Origin of the sequence: Bacillus sp. V3B (genome assembly GCF_024494465.1) — a bacterium.
Taxonomy (GTDB): domain Bacteria; phylum Bacillota; class Bacilli; order Bacillales; family Cytobacillaceae; genus Bacillus_BD.
This window is the reverse complement of sequence record NZ_JAETXM010000005.1, coordinates 67,174-91,757: the sequence shown is the minus strand read 5'-3', so window position 1 is coordinate 91,757 and position 24,584 is coordinate 67,174. Positions and strand designations below refer to the sequence as shown.

The 24,584-nt window shown below is 37.8% G+C and carries 20 protein-coding genes, 1 pseudogene and 2 riboswitches; of the genes and pseudogenes, 10 read left to right on the top strand and 11 right to left on the bottom strand.

Annotated elements, in window-relative coordinates:
* The first annotated feature begins 24 nt into the window (after nucleotides 1-24).
* The 7 genes from JMM81_RS08810 (at nucleotide 25) to putP (ending at nucleotide 6,817) form a co-directional block, all read left to right on the top strand.
* A complete protein-coding gene (locus JMM81_RS08810) occupies nucleotides 25-1,167 on the top strand; it encodes a glycosyltransferase family 4 protein (RefSeq protein ID WP_256241191.1) in 1,143 nt (380 codons plus the stop codon).
* Nucleotides 1,168-1,418: 251 nt separating this feature from the next.
* A complete protein-coding gene (locus JMM81_RS08805) occupies nucleotides 1,419-1,544 on the top strand; it encodes a hypothetical protein (protein WP_256241190.1) in 126 nt (41 codons plus the stop codon).
* A 226-nt stretch (nucleotides 1,545-1,770) separates the two neighbouring features.
* Nucleotides 1,771-2,604 (top strand): EcsC family protein, encoded by an 834-nt coding sequence (locus JMM81_RS08800; protein WP_256241315.1) that lies wholly within the window; start codon nucleotides 1,771-1,773, stop codon nucleotides 2,602-2,604.
* Nucleotides 2,605-2,864: 260 nt separating this feature from the next.
* Complete coding sequence (gene proC / locus JMM81_RS08795) at nucleotides 2,865-3,728, top strand: pyrroline-5-carboxylate reductase (RefSeq protein WP_256241189.1); 864 nt, start codon at nucleotides 2,865-2,867, stop codon at nucleotides 3,726-3,728.
* Nucleotides 3,729-3,878: 150 nt separating this feature from the next.
* Complete coding sequence (gene proB, locus JMM81_RS08790) at nucleotides 3,879-5,003, top strand: glutamate 5-kinase (RefSeq protein WP_256241188.1); 1,125 nt, start codon at nucleotides 3,879-3,881, stop codon at nucleotides 5,001-5,003.
* A 195-nt stretch (nucleotides 5,004-5,198) separates the two neighbouring features.
* Nucleotides 5,199-5,342, top strand: a complete 144-nt coding sequence (locus JMM81_RS08785) for a hypothetical protein (RefSeq protein ID WP_256241187.1) — start codon at nucleotides 5,199-5,201, stop codon at nucleotides 5,340-5,342.
* 2 nt (nucleotides 5,343-5,344) lie between these two features.
* Nucleotides 5,345-6,817, top strand: a complete 1,473-nt coding sequence (gene putP / locus JMM81_RS08780; protein ID WP_305367761.1) for a sodium/proline symporter PutP — start codon at nucleotides 5,345-5,347, stop codon at nucleotides 6,815-6,817.
* Between the two features lie 429 nt (nucleotides 6,818-7,246).
* Here the strand turns inward: putP and JMM81_RS08775 are convergent, their stop codons facing one another.
* The 7 genes from JMM81_RS08775 to JMM81_RS08745 all read right to left on the bottom strand — a co-directional run bounded on the left by JMM81_RS08775 (nucleotide 7,247) and on the right by JMM81_RS08745 (nucleotide 13,163).
* On the bottom strand, nucleotides 7,247-8,257 hold the full coding sequence (locus JMM81_RS08775; protein ID WP_256241186.1) for a ThiF family adenylyltransferase: 1,011 nt from the start codon (nucleotides 8,255-8,257) through the stop codon (nucleotides 7,247-7,249).
* On the bottom strand, nucleotides 8,254-9,021 hold the full coding sequence (locus JMM81_RS08770; RefSeq protein ID WP_375162362.1) for a thiazole synthase: 768 nt from the start codon (nucleotides 9,019-9,021) through the stop codon (nucleotides 8,254-8,256). Before JMM81_RS08770 ends, JMM81_RS08775 begins: the two co-directional genes overlap by 4 nt.
* Before the next feature lie 2 nt (nucleotides 9,022-9,023).
* A complete protein-coding gene (thiS, locus tag JMM81_RS08765; RefSeq protein WP_256241184.1) occupies nucleotides 9,024-9,227 on the bottom strand; it encodes a sulfur carrier protein ThiS in 204 nt (67 codons plus the stop codon).
* A 14-nt stretch (nucleotides 9,228-9,241) separates the two neighbouring features.
* Nucleotides 9,242-10,354: a glycine oxidase ThiO gene (gene thiO / locus JMM81_RS08760; protein ID WP_256241183.1), complete on the bottom strand. Its 1,113-nt coding sequence runs from the start codon at nucleotides 10,352-10,354 to the stop codon at nucleotides 9,242-9,244.
* Nucleotides 10,338-10,937 carry a thiamine phosphate synthase gene (locus JMM81_RS08755; protein WP_256241313.1) on the bottom strand — a complete coding sequence of 200 codons (600 nt, stop codon included), beginning with the start codon at nucleotides 10,935-10,937 and terminating at the stop codon, nucleotides 10,338-10,340. Before JMM81_RS08755 ends, thiO begins: the two co-directional genes overlap by 17 nt.
* Before the next feature lie 171 nt (nucleotides 10,938-11,108).
* Nucleotides 11,109-11,218, bottom strand: a riboswitch (TPP riboswitch).
* Nucleotides 11,219-11,398: 180 nt separating this feature from the next.
* Nucleotides 11,399-12,565: a tryptophan synthase subunit beta gene (trpB, locus tag JMM81_RS08750; protein ID WP_256241182.1), complete on the bottom strand. Its 1,167-nt coding sequence runs from the start codon at nucleotides 12,563-12,565 to the stop codon at nucleotides 11,399-11,401.
* A 262-nt stretch (nucleotides 12,566-12,827) separates the two neighbouring features.
* On the bottom strand, nucleotides 12,828-13,163 hold the full coding sequence (locus JMM81_RS08745; RefSeq protein WP_256241181.1) for a hypothetical protein: 336 nt from the start codon (nucleotides 13,161-13,163) through the stop codon (nucleotides 12,828-12,830).
* Between the two features lie 68 nt (nucleotides 13,164-13,231).
* Nucleotides 13,232-13,337, bottom strand: a riboswitch (SAM riboswitch).
* Between the two features lie 203 nt (nucleotides 13,338-13,540).
* Here JMM81_RS08745 and JMM81_RS08740 point away from each other — a divergent pair.
* Nucleotides 13,541-13,801, top strand: a complete 261-nt coding sequence (locus tag JMM81_RS08740) for an alpha/beta-type small acid-soluble spore protein (RefSeq protein ID WP_256241180.1) — start codon at nucleotides 13,541-13,543, stop codon at nucleotides 13,799-13,801.
* A gap of 55 nt (nucleotides 13,802-13,856) precedes the next feature.
* On the opposite strand, the gene JMM81_RS08735 is transcribed toward JMM81_RS08740, so the two are convergent.
* Nucleotides 13,857-15,047 carry a dicarboxylate/amino acid:cation symporter gene (locus tag JMM81_RS08735; protein ID WP_256241179.1) on the bottom strand — a complete coding sequence of 397 codons (1,191 nt, stop codon included), beginning with the start codon at nucleotides 15,045-15,047 and terminating at the stop codon, nucleotides 13,857-13,859.
* A 559-nt stretch (nucleotides 15,048-15,606) separates the two neighbouring features.
* On the opposite strand from JMM81_RS08735, the gene gltB reads away from it, so the two are divergent.
* Nucleotides 15,607-20,160, top strand: coding sequence for a glutamate synthase large subunit (gene gltB, locus JMM81_RS08730; RefSeq protein WP_256241178.1), 4,554 nt, complete (start codon nucleotides 15,607-15,609; stop codon nucleotides 20,158-20,160).
* A 19-nt stretch (nucleotides 20,161-20,179) separates the two neighbouring features.
* Entirely contained in the window at nucleotides 20,180-21,661 is a 1,482-nt protein-coding gene (gene gltD / locus JMM81_RS08725; protein WP_256241177.1) for a glutamate synthase small subunit, read from the top strand.
* Between the two features lie 127 nt (nucleotides 21,662-21,788).
* On the opposite strand, the pseudogene JMM81_RS08720 reads toward gltD, so the two are convergent.
* The 3 genes and pseudogenes from JMM81_RS08720 to JMM81_RS08710 all read right to left on the bottom strand — a co-directional run.
* Nucleotides 21,789-21,962: pseudogene (locus JMM81_RS08720) on the bottom strand (nitrate reductase); the annotation flags it as partial.
* Nucleotides 21,963-22,191: 229 nt separating this feature from the next.
* Complete coding sequence (locus tag JMM81_RS08715; RefSeq protein WP_256241176.1) at nucleotides 22,192-23,307, bottom strand: ABC transporter permease; 1,116 nt, start codon at nucleotides 23,305-23,307, stop codon at nucleotides 22,192-22,194.
* The gene (locus JMM81_RS08710) at nucleotides 23,304-24,572 is read right to left on the bottom strand and encodes an ABC transporter permease (protein ID WP_256241175.1); all 1,269 of its coding nucleotides are present in this window, start codon (nucleotides 24,570-24,572) and stop codon (nucleotides 23,304-23,306) included. The genes JMM81_RS08715 and JMM81_RS08710 overlap by 4 nt, the downstream gene beginning before the upstream one ends.
* Nucleotides 24,573-24,584: the final 12 nt, after the last annotated feature.

The following is a 24,584-nucleotide window of genomic DNA, read 5'->3' as shown; positions in this document are numbered from 1 at the left end:
GGATCATCTTGAGGGGGTGGGCTCATGAAGATTGCTATTTTCACAGATACCTTTTATCCAGAGATAAATGGAGTAGCTCGTACGCTAAAGAGGTTTACTGATTATTTACAGGAGCAAAACATATCCTTTCAAGTTTTTGCGCCTAAGACCATTTCTAATGAGTATGTTTCCAATCATATTCACCGTTTTGAGAGTCTTTCCTTTTTCTTATACCCTGAATGTCGTTTAGCACTACCAAACCTATTGCAAATAAAAGAAGAATTGCAGAATTTCTCTCCCGATTTGATCCATGTCGCAACCCCGTTTAACATAGGTCTTTGTGGTGTCTATTATGCAAAGAAACGAAACATTCCACTTGTCGGTTCCTATCATACAGATTTTGAGCATTATTTACATTATTACGATCTGCAATTTTTATCTAAATTGGTTTGGAAATACATGAACTGGTTCCACGGTCCTTTTCAAAAGCTTTTTGTTCCCTCGAAAGAAACACTCAAACAACTAAAGCACCGTAATTTTCGAAACTTAGAAATATGGCCTCGTGGCGTGGATTGTCAACTCTTCCACCCGCATTATGAAAAAAAAGCTATTCGTGAAAAGTATGGGATTTCAAAAAAATATTTACTTTCATATGTTGGCAGGTTAGCACCTGAGAAAGATATCGATACACTTCTTGCTGTGACTAAATCTATCCCATCTGAAATAAATAAAGACATCCAATGGTTATTCGTTGGAGATGGTCCTCTACGTAAAGACCTTGAGAGCAAAGCACCCAAAAATGTGACTTTTACTGGCTATTTAAAAGGAAATGAATTAGCAAAAGTTTACTGTTCATCAGATCTATTTGTATTTCCTTCCCCTACTGAAACATTTGGAAATGTTGTTCTAGAAGCTCTCGCAAGTGGAACTCCCGTTATAGGGGCAAACTCAGGTGGAGTAAAAAATATCATACATGACGGGATTACCGGTACTTTATGTGAGCCTAGCGAAGTTCTACCATTTACAAAAGCCATCATTCACCTTTTAACCCACGATAGCTTACGATGGCAAATGGGAATGGACGGAAGGAAGTTCGCGTTATCGCAACGATGGGATCATATTTTTAACACTCTTCTCATGCACTACGACAGTGTAATTAAAGAACAAAGAAATGAGCAATATGCTTAATTGTAAAATAAATGTTAAAAATCAGGGAGAGTTCATGAAAATGACCTATTAAGCAAAAACCCAAGCCATTTAGACCTACCATCCTAAAAGTAAAACAAATATTTTCAATAACTATTTAAAAATAATGTAAAATAGGTACTAAGAAATGATTAATGATTGTAAAAAGTCAGAAAATAGCATTTGATTTTACTGAAAAGCCTGTATACTAATCTTGCAACTATACTAAAAAGGAGAAAGGAGGCAAAACAAATATGAGAAAAATGAAGCAATGGGTTTTAATATTAATGGCGTCTTTTATGTTAATAAGTGTTGCCGCTGGATGTAGTAATGAGGGAACTGAAACAGAAGAAAACCAAACTGAAGAAGAAGCCGAATAATTTACTATGGAGGCTGAGCCACTTCTAGTTCGGCCTCTTTCTATTATAATGCTCCTCCATGTATATTCTTATTCAAAGACCTATTTAGGTTAGATAAACTCACTTATTTAAAAGTATCATCCTCCCTTCTTTCAATTTCAAATTCAAAGTTCAGTTAAAAGAGTTAGGGTATGTACTATAAACTAATAGAAGTGAAAGGATGAAACTTTTCCCCTTAGGTTCCCGTATGAATAAGTATTCTATTAAAGAGGAGAACATACAGTTGACTGATTCTAGGGAATACTTAAAAGAAGAATTAAAAAAAGTAGAAGATTGGGAAAAGGATCAAAGTGATTTATGGTTCTGGGAGAAGCTTGGGCGATTACCATTCAAACTCATCGATAAATGGACTCCTAATTTTATTCAAAAAAAAATCGGGGTACTTATTGATGAACTTGGTCAGTATGTTCAAACCGGTGGGAGTTACTTAAGCTCCGTATCATCACTTTCTTCCTATTATCCTGACTTAGCACAGCATACGTTAGATGAAGCGGCAAAACTACCTCTCTCTACCATGGATCAAACAGTTAAAAAACTAACAGGGAATCGAAAAAAGCTTGCGACCATTCAAGGTGCTGGTACTGGACTTGGTGGTATTTTCACACTAACCATCGATATCCCTCTCCTACTTGGCATGCAATTAAAAACCTTGCAAGATATTGCCATATGTTACGGCTACGATCCAAATGAGAAAAACGAACGCTTATTCATTGTAAAATGTCTACAATTTGTGTCTGCTGACATCGTTGGTAAACAAGCGATTCTTAACCAATTATCTCATTTCGATGATTCTAATGATGCTGCTAAAAGAGAAGTCTTGTCTGAATTGCAAGGCTGGCGTGAAGTTGTTTTTTCTTATCGAGACCAGATGGGTTGGAAAAAGCTTTTTCAAATGATTCCCATTGCTGGACTTATATTCGGCGCATTTATCAATCGCTCAGCTGTGAATGATATCGCTGAAACGGGTATGATGCTTTATCGCAAAAGAAGGATTGGTGAAAAGCTCCGTCTTAACCTTTAAAAAGTCAAAAAAGTCTTGACCCCCTTTTCCGGCCAAGGCTTTTTTTTGATAAAAAATCTTCCAAATATCATGCTATACGATGATATTTGGTCTTGAGAGCTGATTATAGCTATTTAACACTAACCGTTTTCACTCATCCTCACTAATTGAGTCGATTACACATAACTTTCCTAATATTCCTTGATATTGATTATATACACTGGTAGTATAAGGACATTAGTAAAAATAAGAACAAAAATACGAACATTGGGAGAGATTACATGTTAAGTGATAAAAATATTGTATTTATAGGTGCCGGATCTATGGCTGAAGCCATGATTTCAGGGATTGTAACCGCTGGAAAGGTCCCACTAGATCAAATTACTGTTTCTAATCGAAGCAACAAGGACCGACTACAAGAGCTTGAAAAAGCTTATGGAATAAACGGGGTAATAAAAGAAAACTTAAACTTCGATAACATCGATATGATTGTCCTCGCAATGAAACCAAAAGACGCAGAAACGGCTTTACAATCCATTCAAGATTCACTTCAACCACATCAATTAATTCTGTCTGTTTTAGCTGGTATTACGACCTCATTTATCGAACAGCATGTGCCATCAGGACAACAAGTAATTCGAGTTATGCCGAATACCTCTAGTATGATCGGAGAATCTGCTACAGCTATTTCTTCTGGAACCTATACTTCCGAACAAAATATGCTAATTGCCAATGAATTACTCCAATCTATTGGGAAGGTATACACAATCCCCGAAGAGCAAATGGATATTTTCACAGGGATTGCAGGAAGTGGCCCAGCATACTTTTATTACCTAATGGAGCACATGGAAAAAACAGGAATAGATGGTGGCTTAACGGAAGAAACAGCGCGTCAAATCATTGCCCAAACCATATTGGGAGCTGCGAAAATGATACAAGAACAAGGTGAAACACCTACTATTCTAAGAGAGAATGTCACATCACCAAACGGCACAACCGCTGCAGGACTAGCAGCACTCGAGATGAATGGTGGCGGGCTAGCTATTTCCGAGGCAATAAAAAATGCTGCCGATCGATCAAAAGAGATTAGCACGCAACTAGAAAAATCAATGACAACCAAAGATCAAACATTAGTGATAAAATAGTCATTTTTTATCACTATCAACCTAGTATATTCTATATCGTTTAAGCATTCTAAACCGCAATAAACACTATATTACCTGTGAATTAACTAATAAAGCTTTACAAGGTCTCAGTTAGTTTATCACAAAAAAACAAATACTGGAGTGATCGTATTGACCCCTGACAAAAGTAAACAGAGGGTAGTAATTAAGATTGGTAGCAGTTCGTTAACAAGTCGCCATGGTGAAATCAGTCTGAAAAAATTGGAAAAATTGGTCGATGAAGTTGTTTATTTAAAAGACCTAGGTCATGAAGTTGTCCTCGTGTCATCTGGTGCTGTTGCAGCAGGATACCGTAAACTTGGCTGTCTTAAACGCCCAAGCTCATTACCCGAAAAACAGGCTGCTGCTTCAATCGGCCAAGGGTTATTAATGGAGTCTTATTCAAAACTGTTTTTATCACATGGATATGTAGCATCGCAAATATTAATTACAAGAAGTGATTTTTTAGATGAAGATCGCTATAAAAATGTACGAAATACATTGAACGTATTATTAGAAAGAGGAATTATCCCAATTGTCAATGAGAATGATACGGTCACAGTTGATCGTTTAAAGTTTGGAGATAATGATACACTCTCTGCTAAGGTAGCTGGATTAGTGGATTCTGATCAGTTAGTCATTTTATCAGATATAGACGGACTGTATAGTGCAGATCCTACAAAACATGCTCATGCCAAATTATTGGAACATGTCGATGAAATTACTCCTGAAATAGAAGCAGCTGCGGGTGGTTCAGGAAGTGCAGTAGGGACAGGTGGAATGAAGTCAAAAATCGAGGCAGTCAAAATCGCTATGGCTTCAAATATTGCCACATTTTTAGGAAATGCCAGCACAGAAAATATTGTCGTTGATGCTGTTTCTGGAAAGGCAAAAGGATCTTATTTTAAAACAGAAACACCTTCAATTAATTTGAATCAAAAGAAAAAATGGATTGCCTTCAATTCACGACCTGAAGGAGAAATCATCATTGATCATTTAGCAAAAAAACGAATGATTGAGAATAAACAAAGCTTACTACCATCTGGTATTTACCAAGTAGATGGTCAGTTTGAAAAAGGTGCGGTTATTCGAATTATTGATACTTATGGAAATGAAATTGGATGTGGAGTTGTTAATTTTTCAACAGAAGAATTAGAGCAACTAACGAAACAAGGATCAGACGGAACAAGCAATCCTCCCTCCGTTATGGATATCAATCTTTTTGTTTGTCATTCAGACGTTCCTATTACCGTTTAAATTATACTGGGAATCTCCTAATATATTAGAAAACAAAAAAATAACTGCGGCTCTGTACGCAATTATTTTTTTGTAATAATTGCAATATTCTATAAATAGGGATAAGTATTATACTAATTTCATTTAGGATCTGTGATAAATCAAAAAATGGCTTTAGTATGATTTGTTTCTATATACTTGAAAGGGGGTGACAGTATGGAAGAGTTTGCTCTCACTGCAGCAACATGGGCTTGGCTACTAATTCCAATGCCATTGTTAATCGTGCTATCGATCATTACTTATTTTACTGAAAACAAAAAAAGTGTTACTTATTCTATTGATAAAGGAGAGGATGTATAAAAATGGATATAAACGTACCTACGTTAATTGCAGTTATTATTTATTTAGTTGGAATGTTAATCATTGGTATTCTAGCTTCAAGAATGACCAAAAATTTGACCGATTATGTGCTTGGTGGTCGACGTCTTGGTGCGGGAGTTGCAGCATTAAGTGCAGGTTCATCGGATATGAGTGGATGGTTAATGCTCGGACTACCTGGAGCCATGTATGTAGGTGGAATGAGCGAGATTTGGCTCCCTATTGGATTAGCCATCGGTGCTTATCTTAATTGGCAGTTTGTTGCTAAACCATTACGAGTATACACGGAAGTGTCAAATGATTCCATAACCGTCCCGGACTTTTTTGAAAATCGCTTTCGTGATCATTCAAAAATTCTCCGTGTCGTCTCTGCCATTGTTATTCTCGTATTCTTCACTTTCTATACATCTTCTAGTCTTGTAGGTGGAGCTATTTTATTAGAGAGTTCATTTGGAATGGATTATAAAGTTGCATTATGGGTTGGGGCAGCCGTGATCCTATCCTACACTCTTTTCGGGGGCTTCCTTGCGGCAAGCTGGACAGATTTTATTCAAGGAATATTAATGTTTTTAGCCCTAATTATCATCCCAATGGTAGCGATCAGTGAGCTAGGTGGATGGAATGAAATGGTTCAACAAATTGGAAGTATCGATACTTCATACTTAAATGTATATTCAGGAGCCACAGCTATAGGGGTTATTTCTTTATTAGCTTGGGGACTTGGCTATTTTGGTCAGCCACATATTCTTGTTCGATTTATGGGATTAAAGTCAACGAAAGACGTCCCTAAAGCACGTTTAATTGGAATGCTTTGGATGATTCTTTCCTTGTTTGGAGCAGTCTTTGTTGGTTTTGCAGGTATTGCCTACTTTGCTGATGCACCTCTAGCCAACTCTGAAACAGCCTTTATTATGTTTTCTCAAGTTTTATTTAATCCATGGGTAGCTGGATTTTTACTCGCAGCCATTCTATCAGCAATCATGAGTACAGTTGACTCACAATTACTCGTTTCTTCTAGTGCTTTAGCTAATGATTTTTATAAATCAATTTTCAGAAGAAACGCTTCCAAAAAAGAAGAAATGATTGTTGGTAGAATTGCTGTTTTTGGGATTGCTATCATTGCTATTTTACTAGGGTTCAATCCAGAAAGTAAAGTGTTAGAACTTGTTAGTTACGCATGGGCTGGATTTGGAGCAGCCTTTGGACCCGTTATTATCCTTAGTCTGTTCTGGAAACGTATGACAAGAAATGGCGCTCTTGCTGGTGTCATTGTTGGTGCTGTGACGGTGATTGTTTGGAAGCAACTTTCAGGAGGTCTTTTCGATATATATGAACTTGCACCAGGCTTCTTGTTTGCAGCCATAGCCATTATCATTGTAAGTCTTCTTGGCAAAGCTCCTTCGCAAGAAGTTCAAGAAGAATTTGATACGTATAAATCCAAGATAAGTGAAGCTTAATCAAGCGAAAAAACATCCCTTTTCAAATGAAAAGGGATGTTTTTTATTTTTTATTAGGTTTACCAAATGTTCACCTTTCACAGTTTATCTTTTTCCTTTACTAAATCATGTAAACTCTCAGTAAAAGGTGCATGGGCAATTCCCTTTTCAGTAATTTTTCGTCCATTGTTTCAATTAGTCTAGAATAAAAGTTAATAAGATTATTTGATAACAAATCTTCATTCATCATTACTTTAAAAAGCTATACTTCTATTACCCTACCGCATTAAAGTGTTTATGCATAAAATCCTTAAATAAAATATTACTATATTTTTATAATTTTTTAAAAAGTCTATGAAACATTAATAGGGAAAACTCAAAGAATATGGAAAATAGACGAAAAAAAAGACAATTCCCTCAGTATTTTAAAGTACTGAGGGAACTCTCCCCTTAATGTTGTATCAATCGATTATAGATTGTTCGAGCTCTTTTCGGATCATTTGTACCATGAATGATGGTACGTCCGTCTTTAAATAACACAACTCGATAATCTTCATAAGTACATGAGAGTAGATAAGGATTCACGATCAAATTGGTTATAACTCCTTGCAAGCTTTCTACTAAACGCTCAAGTGAAAGAGTCTTTGATCCCCCCGGCCTAAGCTGAACTGCATCTCTCCCGCATAAAACATCTGTTTTCGTTTGATTTTCAAAAGATAAATAAGGATAGGTTGCATCCTCACCACAGGTTGGACAATGTTTATTTTTTAAACGTGCCACGTTGATCTCTGCTTTTTCACTTTTCCAAATATCAATCGATTGCATGATAGGTAACAGGTTTTCACCAGCAAAAAGCCGCAAAACTTGTGTGACCTGAAAAGCAGCAATCACCTGAACGATTGGACTAATCACACCGACCGTATCACAGGTCATCCCATCCATTGGCAAATGGTTCATTAAACAATGTAAACAAGGAGTTTCTCCCGGAATAATCGGAAAAGATAGTCCATAACTAGAAACACACGCCCCTATAATAAAAGGAATACCTTGTTTCACAGCGGCATCATTGACAATCAACCTTGTTTCAAAATTATCGGTAGCATCTACAATTACAGAATGATCTTTAATTAGTTCTTCAATATTAAGACCATGAACATCGACAACCAAACTGTTGATGGTAATTTCACTATTGATTTGTTCTAGCCTTTGTTTGGCAGCAATTGCTTTCGGCAGTTTTTCCTTTGCATCTTCTTCTATATATAACTGCTGCCTTTGCAAATTACTCCATTCTACATAATCTCGATCCACAATCGTGAGCCTACCAATCCCTGCTCTCGCCAGCATTTCTGCACTAGCCGATCCAAGTGCTCCTGCTCCGATAATGATAACACTGGCATCTTGTACCCTTGCTTGTGTCTTACTTCCTAAAAATAGTTCCTGTCTTGAGTACCGATTCGTCAAGATGTCACCATCCCGGTTGTTGGGCTACTCGCTACCGCATACTCTTTCTCTTCAATTCTACCTGCTTCAAAGCCAAGAGTCCCAGCTTCTATGGCCAACTTCATGGCAAGAGCCATCTTCACAGGATCTTTTGCTCCAGAAACAGCTGTATTAAGTAAAACCCCATCTGCTCCAAGCTCCATCGCGTAAGCCACATCCTTTGGAGAACCGATGCCCGCATCTACAATAACTGGAACAGACGACTGTTCAATAATAAACTTTAAGTTTAGTGGATTTAAAATCCCCTTTCCTGAACCAATTGGTGAAGCACCAGGCATAATCGCATGTACACCAAGATCTTCAAGCCGTTTGGCTAATACGACATCATCAGACGTGTATGGCAAAACAATAAATCCTTCTTCTAACAGAATCTCAGATGCTTTCAATGTTTCAATCGGATCAGGTAAAAGCGATCGATCATCACCAATGACTTCTACCTTAATCATGTCACATAAACCTGAAGCTTTTGCTAGTTTTGCAATTCTTACGGCCTCTTCAGCAGTTTTCGCTCCAGCTGTATTTGGAAGAAGCGTATATTTGGATAAATCCAGTTGTTCAAGAAAGTTCGGCTGATGTTCTTCAAAAATATTCATCCTTCTAACGGCAAACGTTAAGATTTCCGATTCAGATACCTCGACTGCTTTCTTTTGAATGTCAAATGATGGATATTTCCCTGTTCCTAATAAAAGGTTTGAGTTAAATGTTTGATTGGCTATTTTTAACATGTTCATCCTCCTCCTACAAAATGGATAATTTCTACTCTATCCCCATGTGATAGATTCATGGTTTCATATTGTTCTTTTAAAATAATTTCCTTGTTTAATTCAACGACAACAATTCGGTTTTCCAAATCGTAATGAGTGAGCAACCTTTGTATCGAGGTTACTTCCTCTGGTAGCACAACATTTTTCCCGTTTAATACAATGGACATTTAAGTTTCACTTCCTAAACATACGATGGTTGGCGGCGATCAATTTTAAAGGCCTCCACCCATTCTTTTTTTATTTCTCTTTTCAAAATAAGATCAGTAATCATTTGTCCCGTTGCTGGAGCAAGCAAGATCCCATTTCGATAATGCCCTGTCGCAAATAAAATGCCTTCTTCTTCAGGATGGTGTCCAATAAATGGCTTTTGATCAAACGTTTGCGGACGAAGTCCTGCCCAAAAAGAATCTAGCTTCATGTCAGAAATAGCTGGAAGCATCGTTTTCGCCTTTGCAATCAAAGACTCAACCCCACCAAGGCTAACTCTTTCATTCCAGTCATTTTCAATCATAGTCGCACCAATGACAAGCTTTCCATTATTTCGAGGAACAATGTAACACTGCTCATGAAATAACGTATGTTTCAAGGTAGCCTTTTCATCATAAACAGATAGGCACTCTCCTTTTACCGGTACAAGTTGATGATTTAATCCTGACTGCTCAAAAAAGGAAGTACTCCAAACCCCATTTGCGACAACAACATGCTTCGCTTCAAATTGACCTGTTGTTGTTTGGATCAAAAAGCTCTTTTCTTTCTTTTGAATATCTATTACATGCGTATATTCAAAAATGGACGCCCCCAGCACTCCAGCACTTTTCGCAAAACTTTGGCAAACCCTAGTAGGTACAACATTAACATCGTCCTCAATAAATGCCGCACCTAGTAGATTGGGGGTAATAGTGGATTCACTGTTCCTCACAACTTCCGCTTCCAACCATTTCACAGTCGGTTGCGAAATCATAGAATTGAGATTCTTTTTATCAGTTTCCGTGAAGGCTAGCTTTAAAATCCCTCCTTTTCTATACTCCATATCGATTCCGCTTAGCTCTCTCAATTCCTCTTTAAGCTGGGCATAGGCTCGTTGACTGCTTCTAGCAAACGGAAAGAAGACATCAAAATCACCGTCACACTCAGAATGAGCACCAAGCATTCCAGCAGCAGCTCCAGTTGATTTACTACCAATCTGTCTTCCTTCAAAAAGCGCCACATCGACGTTTTCTTTCGCTAAATAATAGGCAATCGAGCAACCGATAATACCGCCACCTATAACAACTACCTCATAATTCGTTTTCACTATTTATCGCCTCGTTAAATTGTTTTGTTGATGCTACCGGTTCCTTTGCTGAAAAGATACCTGACATAATGGCTATTCCATCTGCTTTCACTTGTCGTAACGCGCCTATTTTGTCTACCGATATGCCACCGATTGCATAAACCGGTATCTGTAGCTCTTTTTTCATTTCACCGATTGGATCAATGCCATTGGGGCTCTTTCCCTTTTTACTATTCGTTTCAAAACAATGGCCAAATACCACATAATCGACACCATCTCTTTCCGCTTCCTTCGCTTTGTCTAAGGAATGAACAGATCTTCCAATTCGCAAATGTGGAAAATGCTCTTTTACCTTTCTAACCGGAAGACCGTGTTCCGGTAAATGAAGGTTAGGAATATTCATCAGTAATGCAAGATCCAATCGATCATTTATGATGATTTTCTCCTTTTTGACCCCAGCATCTTTTAATTGTTCTAGTAATAGAATCATTTCTTGAACACTTTTTGTTTTTTCACGTATCTGAACAAAATCGACGATATCTTTTATTCTAATAATCATGGAAGCTAGATCGCTAACCGAATGCAAATTGTCTGTTACAGCCATAAGTTTCACGTATTCTCTCTCCTTGTAAGGAAATTAAAATGCCACTTAAAGCACCTTCTTCCTAAATTAAACATTCTCTAAAACCTTCGGAGTATGATTTTCTATATAAAAAAACCACTCTCCAAAATAGGAAAGTGGTTTGTTAGTTGTGTATCAACAAACAAGCGCAAGAAAGTTATTGCGCCACTTCCCTACGCAGGTACGAACCTGGTCAGGTTATGAGGGTTTAAAAGTAACTACTTTATTCTCAGCCCTTATCAAGGGATCCCCTAGTGAATATTCTAACTAATTGAATTATTTTAATTTCATAAGTATTCTATCTCAGAAATCAATATATTACAAGCAAACTTTTTAATTTTTTTTAATCATTACGATCATAGTGGGACGAATCCCTTTTCGATTTTCCCATGAAAACGCCTACCCACTAGATAGACTCTCACAAATCCCTTCAAAGAACAGCCTTATCTCTTCAACATTTCATGTACTTGATCAACATCTTTATCGCCACGACCAGATAAATTAATGATTAGTACATCATCTTGTGATAGTTCTTTCGCTAATTTAACTCCATAGGCAATGGCATGAGAACTCTCTAATGCGGGAATAATCCCTTCTACTTTCGATAACATTTTAAAAGCTTCTAATGCCTCTTGTCCCGTTACTGATACATATTCTCCTCTTCCGCTCGCTTTTAAGAAACTATGCTCAGGTCCCACGCCCGGATAATCTAGTCCAGCAGCAATCGAGAATACGGGTTTTGGTTCACCTTTTTCATCTAATAAGGTATAACTTTTATAACCATGTAGAACAGCTGGAACACCTTCAGACATAGTAGGAGCTTCTGCTGGCTCAACACCAATTAAGCGAACATTTTCTTCCTCGATATAATAAGCAAAGGCACCGATTGCATTACTACCGCCACCTGCACAAGCAATAACAGCAGTAGGCAATTTTCCTTCTTTTTCAAGAATTTGACGTTTCGATTCTAAACTAATAATGGATTGAAAATGTTTCACAATCGTTGGGTATGGATGTGGTCCGACAGCAGAACCGATTAGATAGAAAGTCGTTTCATAGTTTTCAATTAAGTCATTTAATGCCTCATCGACCGCATCTTTTAAACGACCTTGTCCCTTTTCAACCGGAACTACTTTTGCACCAAGCAATTCCATACGAAATACATTGAGCTCTTGTCGTTCTGTATCCACTTTCCCCATGTAAATGACACATTCCATCCCGAACATCGCACATGCAGTAGCTGTTGCGACTCCATGCTGCCCAGCACCTGTTTCAGCAATGATTCGTTTTATCCCCATCCGTTTTGCTAATAGAATTTGTCCAAGAGCGTTATTAATTTTATGGGCACCTGTATGATTTAAATCTTCTCTTTTTAAATAGATTTTTGCTCCACCAATTTGTTTTGTTAAATTTTCAGCAAAAGTAAGTGGATTTTCTCTCCCAATATATTCTTTTAGATAATAGTTTAATTCTTTTAGGAAATCAGGATCATCCTTAAATAGCAAAAACTGTTCCTCGATCCTATTCATTACTTTTTGAAGATTTTCAGGAATAAAACTCCCACCAAATTCCCCAAAATAGCCTTTACTCTCTACGCTCGTACTCGCCATTCTCAACTCAACTCCTTCTAACTAAAAAAGAAATGATTTAACTATTAAAATAAAAATTTCAATTATATTATAACGGAAATATAAACCTATTCCAAATGTTTTACGTAGATTTTTAGAAACCTTTTCTTCCATTGCATGAACCCATTCACACATAAAGAAATACTATTGTACAAAAATATATTAGAAGACTGTTCCTTCGTTTATCTTCCAAATTTATATGAAATAAACATGCTATTCATCCTTGAAAGCGTTAACATTTTAATCAAGAATTATGATGTTTAGATTTCTTTTCCTCGGAATAAATCTTGCGACTTAAGGACATACGTTGTTTCTTTAGAACTTCCGCTTTTTTATGTAACTCTTTATTTGAAGCTTGATTTCGCAATTGATGATAAAGATCAAGAAGTTCAATATTCACCTTTTTATATTCTTTCCAGAGGTTATCTATTTCTAAAGCTGGATCTTGTACGGGTTCATTTTGAAAATTTTGTAGCTTCTTCATCATTTCATCCTGCCATGTTTGGTCTTCTAAACTTCCCGCAAGAAGATACAAATCCAAATAATCATCGATATTCAAATTAGCCTCTTTCAAATTCATAAAAATTCCCCTTCCTCTTATTGTCATCGTCTACTTTAGAAGAGATCCTTTTTGAATAAAGACTTCTCTTCTTATCTCCCAAAGCTGAGCCCTGCTGGAATTAGCACCATACAAAAGAATCATGTGGTTGCTGAGGTTTCATCAGGCCAGCCCCTACACCTCTCTAGATAAGCGATTTTTATTTTGAATATTTCTATATTTGTAGTTATCCTAATAAAAATTCACAAAATTGTCAATTATTTAGATTCGAATAACAACGCCTATTTTATTCTTTCAAGTAACAAAGACATTTAAGCATAGATGAGGTATAGAAATGCATAAATATTGTATGATCTTTTTTTCTATTTTAGGACACTCTAAAATAAGGAGTGATGATGATGACAGGAAGAAATCGAAACAAGATTCTTGTACCTGAAGCTCGAAAAGGACTTGATAATTTAAAGGCCAAAGTAGCAGGCACAAATACATCTGAAGAAGCAAAATTTGAAGTGGCAGAAGAAATTGGCGTTCCTTTAAAAAATGGCTATAACGGTCAACTGACATCTGAGCAAGCCGGAAAAGTTGGTGGAAGATTAGGAGGGCAAATGGTGAAGGAACTCGTAAGAATGGCTCAGGAAAACTTAAATAAAAAACAATAGCTCTAAAAAAGTAAAAGACCGACTTGTAATCAGTCGGTTCTCTTACTTTTTTAGTTTATCCTGTTTGTTGCGTTTGCTCTATTTCAGGTGATTTTTTTGGACTAATTTTATCAACGAGCATCGTAAGTGCTCCATCACCTGTTACATTTGTTGCTGTTCCAAAGCTATCTTGAGCCAAGTATAGAGCCATCATAAGAGACAGCATCGTTGGGTCAAAGCCAAGCATCGTTTCCATAATCCCTAAAGCTGCCACTACAGCACCACCAGGAACACCTGGTGCTGCAACCATTGTAACACCTAACATAAGGATGAATGGAATATATGATCCAGCAGTTGGGTTTCCTCCATTCAATAGCATAACCGCCATTGAACAAGTAACAAGGGTAATCGTACTCCCTGATAAATGAACAGTTGCCAATAATGGAACCGTAAAATCAGCTATTTTAGCTTGTACACCAGTTTTCTTCACTTGCCCAAGTGTAACAGGAATCGTAGCCGCCGATGACTGTGTACCGATAGCTGTAAAGTATGCAGGTGCCATTGTTTTTAACAGCGAAAAAGGATTTTTCTTTTGAGCCGCACCACCTGCCGTATATTGAAGGACAAGCATCACTAAATGCATGACAATAATCAAAACAAATACTTTTAAAAATACAGATAGTATCGATTGAACTTGACCACCGTATGTCATGTTCGTAAAGATACCAAAAATATGATAAGGCAATAATGGAATAATAACTATTTTAATAAGTTTTTCAACAATAATTTGAAAATCCTCAAACACATTTTGTAACGTGTTTCCTTTAATAGAGGCTAAACCAATCCCAATAATAAAAGCAAGGATCAATGCACTCATCACTTGCATAACTGGAGGCATTTCAATCACAAAAAATGCTGATTGTAGAAATGCCTCTGGGTTTTCAGCATTCGTCATTTGTTGGCCTGAAATAAACGATGGAAGAATATTATAGCTTACAAAGAACGCGAATATCCCAGAAACAATAGTGAAAAGGTAAGCCATACCTGCTGTGATCCCAAGTAGCTTCCCCGCACCTTTTCCGAGTTTTCCTATCCCTGGTGCAATAAACCCAATAATAATAAACGGAATGACAAATCCTAAAAAGTTACCAAAAATTCCGTTAAATGTTGCAAATACTCTCACCAACCACTCTGGTGAAAAACTACCGACAACAATACCAAGAGCAATCGCAATAATAATTTTCGGTAATAGTCCGGGCTTTTTCATAGTTGTAGTCCTCCTGGAAAATACATTTGTTTTTCTGTTATGAATACTTTATCACAATAATATATCTTTTAGAATAGAAAATTCATATATATATCCACTCCTTTCATTCCTTCTATAAAACAACCACACACTAAATCTTATAAAGTAGACTTCCATCAGTGGGGGTTTTCCTTCATCCTCCGCTGATGGTTAGTCACGCAGAGCCTGATTGGCTTTTCTAAGGGCTGAAGCCCTAAGAAAAGACCTTATCGCACTTATCGGACCTTTACGGGCAGTTGATCCCCCACTTTTCTTCTTTTCATACTCAGAATCTTGAGGTGGGGGTCTTACTGCCCGTTAAGAGTGGGATAAACTTTTTTTACCAATATCTACTTATCTATTCATAACATAAAAAACTTAATAAAAATGGATTGATTCAAAAACTATATTAGTTTATATTTTAACTAATGCCAAAATGAGATCATTTAGATCTAAATAACATATTGTTTATATCACTTCAAAATTCTACAATATGAAATAGACAAGAAAATTGAAAAAATCGAAACGGGGAGAGAGAAATATGACGAACTATCAACTACCAAAAGCACAAGGTCTCTACCGTCCTGAATTTGAACATGACGCATGTGGAATCGGCTTATACGCACACCTAAAAGGAAATGCTACACATGAGATTGTGACAAAGGGACTGCAAATGCTTTGTCAATTAGATCATCGTGGTGGACAAGGAAGTGATCCACTCACAGGAGATGGAGCAGGTTTAATGGTAGGCATTCCAGATCAATATTTTAGAAAAGTATGTCCAGAAATGAATTTACCTTCAAAAGGACGTTATGGCGTAGGAATGCTTTTTTCTTCAGAAATTGAAAGTGAACAAAAAGAAATTGAAACTTATATAAATGAATTAATTAAACAAGAAGGTCAGACACTTTTGGGATGGAGAAACGTACCCGTAGATGTCGAAAAAATCGGAAGAGTGGGAAAAGAGACACGCCCTACCATCCGTCAAGTATTTATCGGAGCAAGCGAAGATATCCTAGATGATTTAACTTTAGAGCGGAAATTATTCATCATTCGAAAACAAGCAGAACAATGGGCAAACAATAGACAACTTCGTTTTTACTTTGCAAGCCTTTCAACTAGAACGATTGTTTATAAAGGATTGTTAACACCACAACAAGTTGACGCCTTTTATCTTGATTTGCAGGATGAAGACTTTGTCTCTCCTTTCTCTTTAGTACATTCTCGCTTTAGTACAAATACATTTCCAAGTTGGGAAAGAGCACACCCGAATCGCTACCTCATTCATAATGGCGAAATCAATACACTTCGCGGAAACATCAATTGGATGAAAGCACGCGAACAACAATTTGTCTCTGAAGCGTTTGGAGAGGATTTACAAAAAGCACTTCCAATCCTAGATACAAACGGAAGCGACTCTTCTACTTTAGATAATGCCCTTGAGTTCTTCGTATTAGCTGGTCGTAAACCCGCCCATGCTGCCATGATGTTAATTCCAGAACCATGGTCTGAAAACCCATATATGTCTGAAGAAAAGAAAGCTTTTTACGAATATCATAGTTGTATGATGGAACCATGGGATGGTCCAACAGCTATTTCATTCACAGATGGGAAACAAATTGGAGCGATTCTCGATCGAAACGGATTGCGTCCAGCTCGTTATTATGTAACGAAAGATGATTATATTGTTTTCTCATCAGAAGTTGGTGTCATTGATGTTGAACCTGAAAATGTTCTTTATAAAAATCGATTAAGTCCAGGTAAAATGCTTCTCATTGACTTAGAAGAGGGACGCATCATTTCAGATGAAGAAATTAAAACAGAAATGGCAGAAGCACAGCCTTATCAACAGTGGCTTGAAGAGCAACTTGTTAAATTAGATAATATTGAAACAGAAGAAGAAGAAGTGACAGAGCTGTTCACTCGACAAAAAGCATTCGGTTATACGTACGAAGATGTACAAAAATATTTACTTGCTGCTATTACCGAAGGAAAAGATCCACTAGGATCAATGGGAAATGATAGTCCTCTTGCCGTCTTATCAGATCGTCCGCAATCACTGTTTAATTATTTTAAACAATTGTTTGCCCAAGTAACAAATCCACCGATTGATTCTATTCGTGAACATATTGTTACGTCTACGGTTTCATTTCTAGGGGCTGAAGGAAATTTACTTCATCCAACAGAAGAAAACTGCCACCGAATTAAGCTTGAAACGCCTATTTTAACAAATAGCCAACTGGCAGAATTAAAAGCAAATGACGTTCAAGAATTTACAAGCAAAACGATTGATACACTTTTCACAGATTCTTTAGAGAACGGAATCGAAGAAATGTTCCAAAAAGCGAAAGAGGCTATCGAAGAAGGAGCAAGTCTTCTTATTCTTTCAGATCGCAATATGAACAAAGAACAAATAGCCATTCCTACATTATTAGTTGCAAGTGCCCTTCATCAAGAACTTATTCGTCAAGGAAACCGTAGTCGAGTAAGCTTGATTATTGAGACAGGTGAAGCAAGAGAAGTACATCACTTTGCCGCACTTATTGGCTTTGGTGCAGATGCCATCAACCCTTACCTTGCTTTTGCGACTTATAAACAAGCGGTATTAGATGATACATTATCACTTACCTACCAAGAAGCTGCGCATAAATATGTGAAGGTTATGACAGAAGGCGTTGTAAAAGTTATGTCAAAAATGGGGATTTCAACGGTACAAAGCTATCGTGGCGCCCAAATTTTTGAAGCGGTTGGAATTGGTTCTGCTGTCATTGATCGTTATTTTACTGGAACAGCTTCACAAATTGATGGAATTGACTTAGAAACAATTGCCAAAGAAGCCAAAATGCATCACACACAAGCTTATTCAGACTCTTATGATGAAACGTTAGATTCTGGAAGCGATTTTCAATGGAGAAAGAATGGCGAACATCACGCGTTTAATCCAAACTCCATTCACATGCTTCAATGGGCATGTCGTCAAGGTGACTATGATCTATTTAAACAATATTCTCACCTTGCTAATGAGGAAAGAATGGGATTTTTAAGGAATTTATTTTCATTCCAATCAACACGTCCTTCATTGCCAATTGAAGAAGTCGAATCAGTAGACTCTATTGTGCGCCGTTTTAAAACTGGAGCAATGTCATTTGGATCTATCAGTCAAGAAGCACATGAATCGTTAGCGATTGCGATGAATCGTCTAGGTGGAAAAAGTAATAGTGGTGAAGGTGGCGAAAGTTCAAGCCGCTATATAATAGAAGAAAATGGTGATAATCGCCGTAGCGGTATTAAACAAGTCGCTTCAGGTCGCTTTGGTGTAAAAAGTCATTACCTTGTTAACGCGGATGAACTGCAAATCAAAATGGCACAAGGTGCGAAACCAGGTGAAGGCGGACAACTTCCAGGAAACAAAGTATATCCATGGGTTGCTGAAGTTCGTGGCTCGACACCAGGTGTTGGACTGATCTCTCCTCCACCACATCATGATATCTATTCGATTGAAGATTTAGCTCAATTAATTCATGACTTGAAGAATGCTAACCGTGATGCACGTATTAGTGTCAAGCTTGTTTCCAAAGCAGGTGTCGGAACGATTGCTGCTGGTGTTGCAAAAGGTGCAGCCGATGTCATCGTGATCAGTGGCTACGACGGCGGAACTGGAGCATCACCGAAAACAAGTATCAAGCATACGGGTTTACCTTGGGAACTTGGACTTTCTGAAGCACATCAAACATTGATGTTAAATGGCTTACGTGATCGTGTTGTGCTTGAAACAGATGGAAAACTAATGACAGGTAAAGATGTTGTCATGGCTGCCCTTCTCGGAGCTGAGGAATTTGGTTTTGCTACAGCACCACTTGTTGTTTTAGGCTGTGTCATGATGCGTGCTTGTCACTTAGATACATGTCCAGTTGGAATTGCAACACAAAATCCTGAGTTGCGTTACAAATTCGCTGGTGACCCGGACCATGTTGTAAACTTCATGAAATTTATTGCCGAAGAAGTTCGTGAAACGATGGCAGAGCTTGGTTTTAGAACCGTTGAGGAAATGGTAGGATCCACCGATGTCCTTCAAGTCAATGATCGTGCGAAAGAGCATTGGAAAGCGAAGCACCTTGACTTATCTAAACTTTTATACAAGACAGAGGGAAATCGGACGTACAAAACGCCACAAAATCATAAAATTGATGAATCACTTGATATGAATAAAATATTGCCGGCTGTTCAATCCGCTCTACAAAGTGGAAAACCAGTTGATTTAAGCTTCCCGATTACAAATGTCAATCGTGTTGCTGGAACCATTGTCGGTAGTGAAGTATCAAAACGCTATGGTGAAGAAGGATTGCCTGAAGATACGATCACCCTTCGTTTCACAGGATCTGCTGGACAAAGCTTTGGAGCCTTCGCACCGAATGGGATGACCCTTTATATAACAGGCGATACAAATGACTATATTGGAAAAGGCTTATCCGGCGGAAAAATCATTGTTAAAGCTCCTGCTGTTTCTGAACTGGCTGCAGCCGATAACGTCATAGCTGGAAATGTAGCCTTTATGGGTGCAACGAGTGGTGAAGCCTATATCAATGGACTTGCTGGTGAACGTTTTGCCGTTCGAAATAGTGGTGCAAACATTGTCGTTGAAGGAATTGGTGACCATGGTTTAGAATATATGACCGGTGGACGAGTTGTTATTCTCGGAGAAGTTGGGAAAAACTTTGGTGCTGGGATGTCAGGTGGGATTGCGTACGTCCTTACTGAGGATCCAGGTGAGTTCAAAAAGTTATGCAATACAGAGATGATTGACTTCGAAGCACTTGACAATATAGAAGACAGAAATGAAGTAAGCAAGATGATTTTAAATCACTTCGATTATACAGGTAGTCATAAAGCAGATTATGTGCTCGATAATTGGGATAAATTTGCAGACAAATTTGTAAAAGTTATTCCTAAAGACTATAAACGCATGATACAAAGCATTCAAGAACAGAAAGTTGCTGGATTAAGTGACGAGGATGCCGTAATGAACGCTTTTCAAGCAAACTCAGAACAAGGCAAAAAAACACCCGCTAAAGAATTAGAAACAGCTTTATCATAAGAAAGGAGAGAGGAAAAAAATGGGGAAAGCAACAGGATTTATGGAATATACACGTGAAAAACCAAAAGAAAGAAACCCTCTCACAAGGTTAAATGATTGGAACGAATATTCAACGTCTTTTACGGATGACGTATTAAGCACACAAGGGGCGCGGTGCATGGACTGCGCCACTCCTTTCTGCCATATGGGGATGGAACTTAATCGAGTAACCACAGGATGTCCGATACACAATTTAATTCCGGAGTGGAATGATTTAGTGTATCGCGGCAGATGGAAAGAAGCACTGGACCGTTTAATGAAAACCAATAATTTCCCTGAATTTACTGGTCGTGTTTGTCCGGCTCCTTGCGAAGGGTCTTGTACCGTATCCATTTCCGATCCAGCGGTTACCATTAAAAGCATTGAAAAAACGATCATTGAAAAGGGCTTTGAAAATGGTTGGATTACTCCACGAATCCCTGCAAAAAGAACAGGCAAGAAAGTGGCCATTATTGGTTCAGGTCCTGCAGGATTAGCGAGTGCTGATCAATTAAATCAAGCAGGCCACTCTGTTACAGTATATGAGCGTAGTGACCGTCCAGGTGGATTATTAACATACGGAATTCCTAATATGAAACTTGATAAAGGAATTGTTGAACGACGGATTACCTTATTACAGCAAGAAGGCATTGATTTTGTGACAAATACAGAAGTCGGTAAAGATATTTCAGCTGAAGAGCTTCAAAATCAACATGATTCTGTTATCCTCTGTACGGGTGCACAAAAACAACGTGATTTAGTACTTGAAGGCCGTGAAGCGAACGGCGTTCATTTTGCCATGGACTATTTAACGACAACAACAAAAAGCTTACTAGATTCTAACTTTGAAGATGGTCAATTCTGGGATACAAAAGGGAAAGATGTTATCGTTATTGGTGGCGGTGATACGGGTGCAGACTGCGTAGCAACTGCTGTTCGTCAAGGCTGTAATAGTGTTGTCCAATTTGGTAAACACCCAAGATTGCCGGATTCTCGCACAGAAGACAATATGTGGCCTGCTGCTCCGCAAGTATTTACACTTGAGTATGCATATGAAGAAGCTGAAGCTAAATTTGGAGACGATCCTCGTGAATACTCGATCCAAACGAAGAAAATTGTTGCGGATGAGAATGGTAATGTGAAAGAACTTCATACTATCCAAATGGAAAAATTGAAAGATGAAAATGGCAGCTACTATTTCAAAGAAATTCCAGGAACAGAAAAAGTATGGCCAGCCCAATTCGTTTTCATTGCCATTGGTTTTGAAGGAACAGAACAACCTTTATTAACACAATTCGGTGTTGAAGCAAACAAACAAAAAGTAACTACTGATAACGAATATAGAACAAACATCGAAGGCGTCTTTGCTGCTGGTGATGCTAGACGCGGCCAAAGCCTTATCGTATGGGCGATTAACGAAGGTCGTGCCGTTGCCCATGAAGTGGATCGCTATTTGATGGGAAGCTCAGTTTTACCTAAATAAATAATAGAAACCATTCTTCTATTCTCTAAAAGAACCAAATTCCAAAATTGGAATTTGGTTCTTTTTATAGATTTGAATCAACGTGCTCTCTTCTTAATTATTCTTCTATTACCTATTCGCCCTTTCATTACACTTGTTTAGGTGATTCAGCTGTAATCACTTTATCTTTTAAAGGCTCTTCATAAACCCCTTCTATTTCCCAGTCTCGCCCAACTGAAATCCCTAGATATTTGGCATCATCTGGATCGATGATTTCCGCTTGCTTATATTTTTCGAACCACCAATATTTTGCTAATAAATAGTCGCTACTACCGCTAATGAAAAAAACCTAAAAGAAGAAAATCTTACATCTTCTCTTAGAGTTATTGAATTTTATAAAGAGGCTGTGTTCATAATTATTGCTGAAAATGACCTTTGCTGTGCATGGGCAGCGTGTTTGATTCGAATGAATAACTTAGCTGAACGTGTACACCAAAGGCCTTTGTAGCAGCAACCATATTGTTTAACAAACCTATAAAGAAAGTGTGAAATTACACATGCCTTTTTTCCATCAAGTGAATACCAATACCGGTCATGACAACACCCATTAAGATAAGAATACTAATAGGGAAAAGCAACTCTTCCATTGGATAACCATAAATAGCTACTCCATTTAGTACTTCGATCCCATAAGTCAGCGGATTAATTTTTGATAAGGCGAGTAGAAGTTTCGATTCAACAATTTCAAGCGGCCAGTAAGCACCGCCAATCATGGCTGAACTTACAGAAATAATCGGAAGGACCGCATTGAATTGTTGGATATTTTTCACAAGAGCTGTAATCAAAATGGATAACGCAACAATGGAAAACACATACGGAATGATTAATAAGCATACTTCTACAAAATTCCCATTAAAATCGACACCGACCTCATAATGGAAAATAAGAAAAATAATCAAAACTTGTAGGTAGCCTGTCACAAAACTATAAATCAGATTGGCTACGTACATTTCCCATTTTCGTAAAGGAGATAAGATCATGCGATCCCATACACCTTCATTTTTCTCAGACAAAATCGGTAGTATATTATAGGCAATCGTATAAATAACAAAGAATAAAGTGAAACCGAACAATGACTGGAGGGTTGAATCATAAACAAACGTATCGGAAGCTTTAAAGTTACTTTTTTCAATTGTAAATATAGGAGATTCCATCGCTGTTTCTAAATTTTCACGCATCTTTTCTTTTTCCACAACTGACTCGAAATTTCCATCTTGTAGAATTCGTTCCTGTTGTTCTCTCTCTACATATGCACCTTGAATAGTTTGTTTAATCATCGCCACATTAGGGGAATCTACACCTACAAGGAGTTGAAAATCATTCTCCTGTAGTTTCACACCCACTTCAGCTTTTCCATTAGCAATCTGTTCTGTTAATTCCTCTTCCGTCATCCATTTAAACGCAAATACATCCGACTCTTCTATTGTTTCTCCTACGACAGACGCTAGAATAACCTCATCTTCTACATAAACGGGAACCTGAATCGTATTCTCCTGATTAGAGCCACCTAACACAAGGGCAAATCCGAGCGACATCGCCGTCATAAGGAGAAAAGTCCACGGATTTCGGATAAACATTCTACACTTAGCTAGTAGTATGCCAATCATACTCCAGCCCCCCTTTTTGGAAAACTGAGTGCCGCAATCACAAGGGCACCGACGGCAAAAAGAAGAAGGAATAAGACATACTGACTGAACTCTGAAAAATTATCTCCTCTTAAAATCGTCATATACGCAGACATTCCTGCACCATTTGGAGTCAGATTGCCTAACCATTGAATGATCTTAGAAGAATCACCAATTGGAAAAAAGCTGCCACCTAAAAAGGCCATCAAGGTGACGATAATACTTGAAAAGAAATTTGAAATCACTTCTGAGTTCAAGCGATAGCTAATCGCCGTAAGCAAAACACTAATTCCTCCAACTGAAATCGCTGTAGCGATCGTCACAATGAAAAAGTTCGTTAAATGAGGCCAACTTACACCAAATAAAGCCCATGAAAATCCAAAAATAATGAGTAATTGTAAGAATGCCAAAATAGCACCGGAAAGAAAAACACCTATAAAATAAATCCAACGTGAAACATTGGCTAAAATGACGCGATCAAACACATGCATTTTTTTCTCAAGAAAAGTGATACTGCTAATCGCAGAAGCAATAAAAAGGACATTCATAACAGCCATTCCAACAGCATAGTAGCTCTTGGTTGATACAGCATCTTTTTTGTTGGTCGTCACCGTTTCACCTGGAATCGATTCTTTATCGATTGCCACCGTTCTTTGATCGATTCCCTTTTGTCTTAGAAATGTTTGTAAGGTTAACTGCTCTTGAAATTGCTGGAGAATACGATCGACCACACTTGAACCGATTTGTGAACCTTCATTTTGATACACCTTTAATTCAGGCTGTACCCCTTCGTTCAGTACCATTGCTTGCAACGTTTCATAAGTAAAATTTTCTGGAACCTCTATAATAGCTGTGTAGCCATCATCGTTTAGGATCGTTTCTTTTTCAGAAACCTCTGCCACGTTTACGTCCATCAACGCTTCTAATTCTTCACTGCCAAAAACCGTTTCTTTTAATAGCCCAATAGGAGCCATTTGTGGAGCATTCTGTTGAATTTCTTGTAATACTTCTGCTGGCAATCCCATTTTTTCTAGATCATTTATAAAACGGTCTACCTGAGATTTTTCATCCTCATGTTCAATAAAAGCGACCTTTACCCTAATTTCTGGAGCTTGGCCATCCATCATGCTACTAAGTGCAGTACCTAAAATGGCGATTAAAATGATAGGAAGACCGATTAATAATAGTAATTGTTGCGGATTTCTCCATAATAACAACCCTTGTTTTTTGATAATTTGCCAAACCATTCTGACATCTCT

Coding starts and splice junctions, on each gene's coding strand:
- gltB (WP_256241178.1), top strand. CDS start 15,607: ATGACGAACTATCAACTACCAAAAGCACAAGGTCTCTACCGTCCTGAA.
- JMM81_RS08770 (WP_375162362.1), bottom strand. CDS start 9,021: ATGTTAAAAATAGCCAATCAAACATTTAACTCAAACCTTTTATTAGGA.
- JMM81_RS08740 (WP_256241180.1), top strand. CDS start 13,541: ATGACAGGAAGAAATCGAAACAAGATTCTTGTACCTGAAGCTCGAAAA.
- thiS (WP_256241184.1), bottom strand. CDS start 9,227: ATGTCCATTGTATTAAACGGGAAAAATGTTGTGCTACCAGAGGAAGTA.
- JMM81_RS08735 (WP_256241179.1), bottom strand. CDS start 15,047: ATGAAAAAGCCCGGACTATTACCGAAAATTATTATTGCGATTGCTCTT.
- proC (WP_256241189.1), top strand. CDS start 2,865: ATGTTAAGTGATAAAAATATTGTATTTATAGGTGCCGGATCTATGGCT.
- JMM81_RS08745 (WP_256241181.1), bottom strand. CDS start 13,163: ATGAATTTGAAAGAGGCTAATTTGAATATCGATGATTATTTGGATTTG.
- putP (WP_305367761.1), top strand. CDS start 5,345: ATGGATATAAACGTACCTACGTTAATTGCAGTTATTATTTATTTAGTT.
- gltD (WP_256241177.1), top strand. CDS start 20,180: ATGGGGAAAGCAACAGGATTTATGGAATATACACGTGAAAAACCAAAA.
- JMM81_RS08800 (WP_256241315.1), top strand. CDS start 1,771: ATGAATAAGTATTCTATTAAAGAGGAGAACATACAGTTGACTGATTCT.
- JMM81_RS08710 (WP_256241175.1), bottom strand. CDS start 24,572: ATGGTTTGGCAAATTATCAAAAAACAAGGGTTGTTATTATGGAGAAAT.
- trpB (WP_256241182.1), bottom strand. CDS start 12,565: ATGGCGAGTACGAGCGTAGAGAGTAAAGGCTATTTTGGGGAATTTGGT.
- JMM81_RS08805 (WP_256241190.1), top strand. CDS start 1,419: ATGAGAAAAATGAAGCAATGGGTTTTAATATTAATGGCGTCTTTTATG.
- JMM81_RS08755 (WP_256241313.1), bottom strand. CDS start 10,937: ATGGCTGTAACAGACAATTTGCATTCGGTTAGCGATCTAGCTTCCATG.
- JMM81_RS08715 (WP_256241176.1), bottom strand. CDS start 23,307: ATGATTGGCATACTACTAGCTAAGTGTAGAATGTTTATCCGAAATCCG.
- JMM81_RS08785 (WP_256241187.1), top strand. CDS start 5,199: ATGGAAGAGTTTGCTCTCACTGCAGCAACATGGGCTTGGCTACTAATT.
- JMM81_RS08810 (WP_256241191.1), top strand. CDS start 25: ATGAAGATTGCTATTTTCACAGATACCTTTTATCCAGAGATAAATGGA.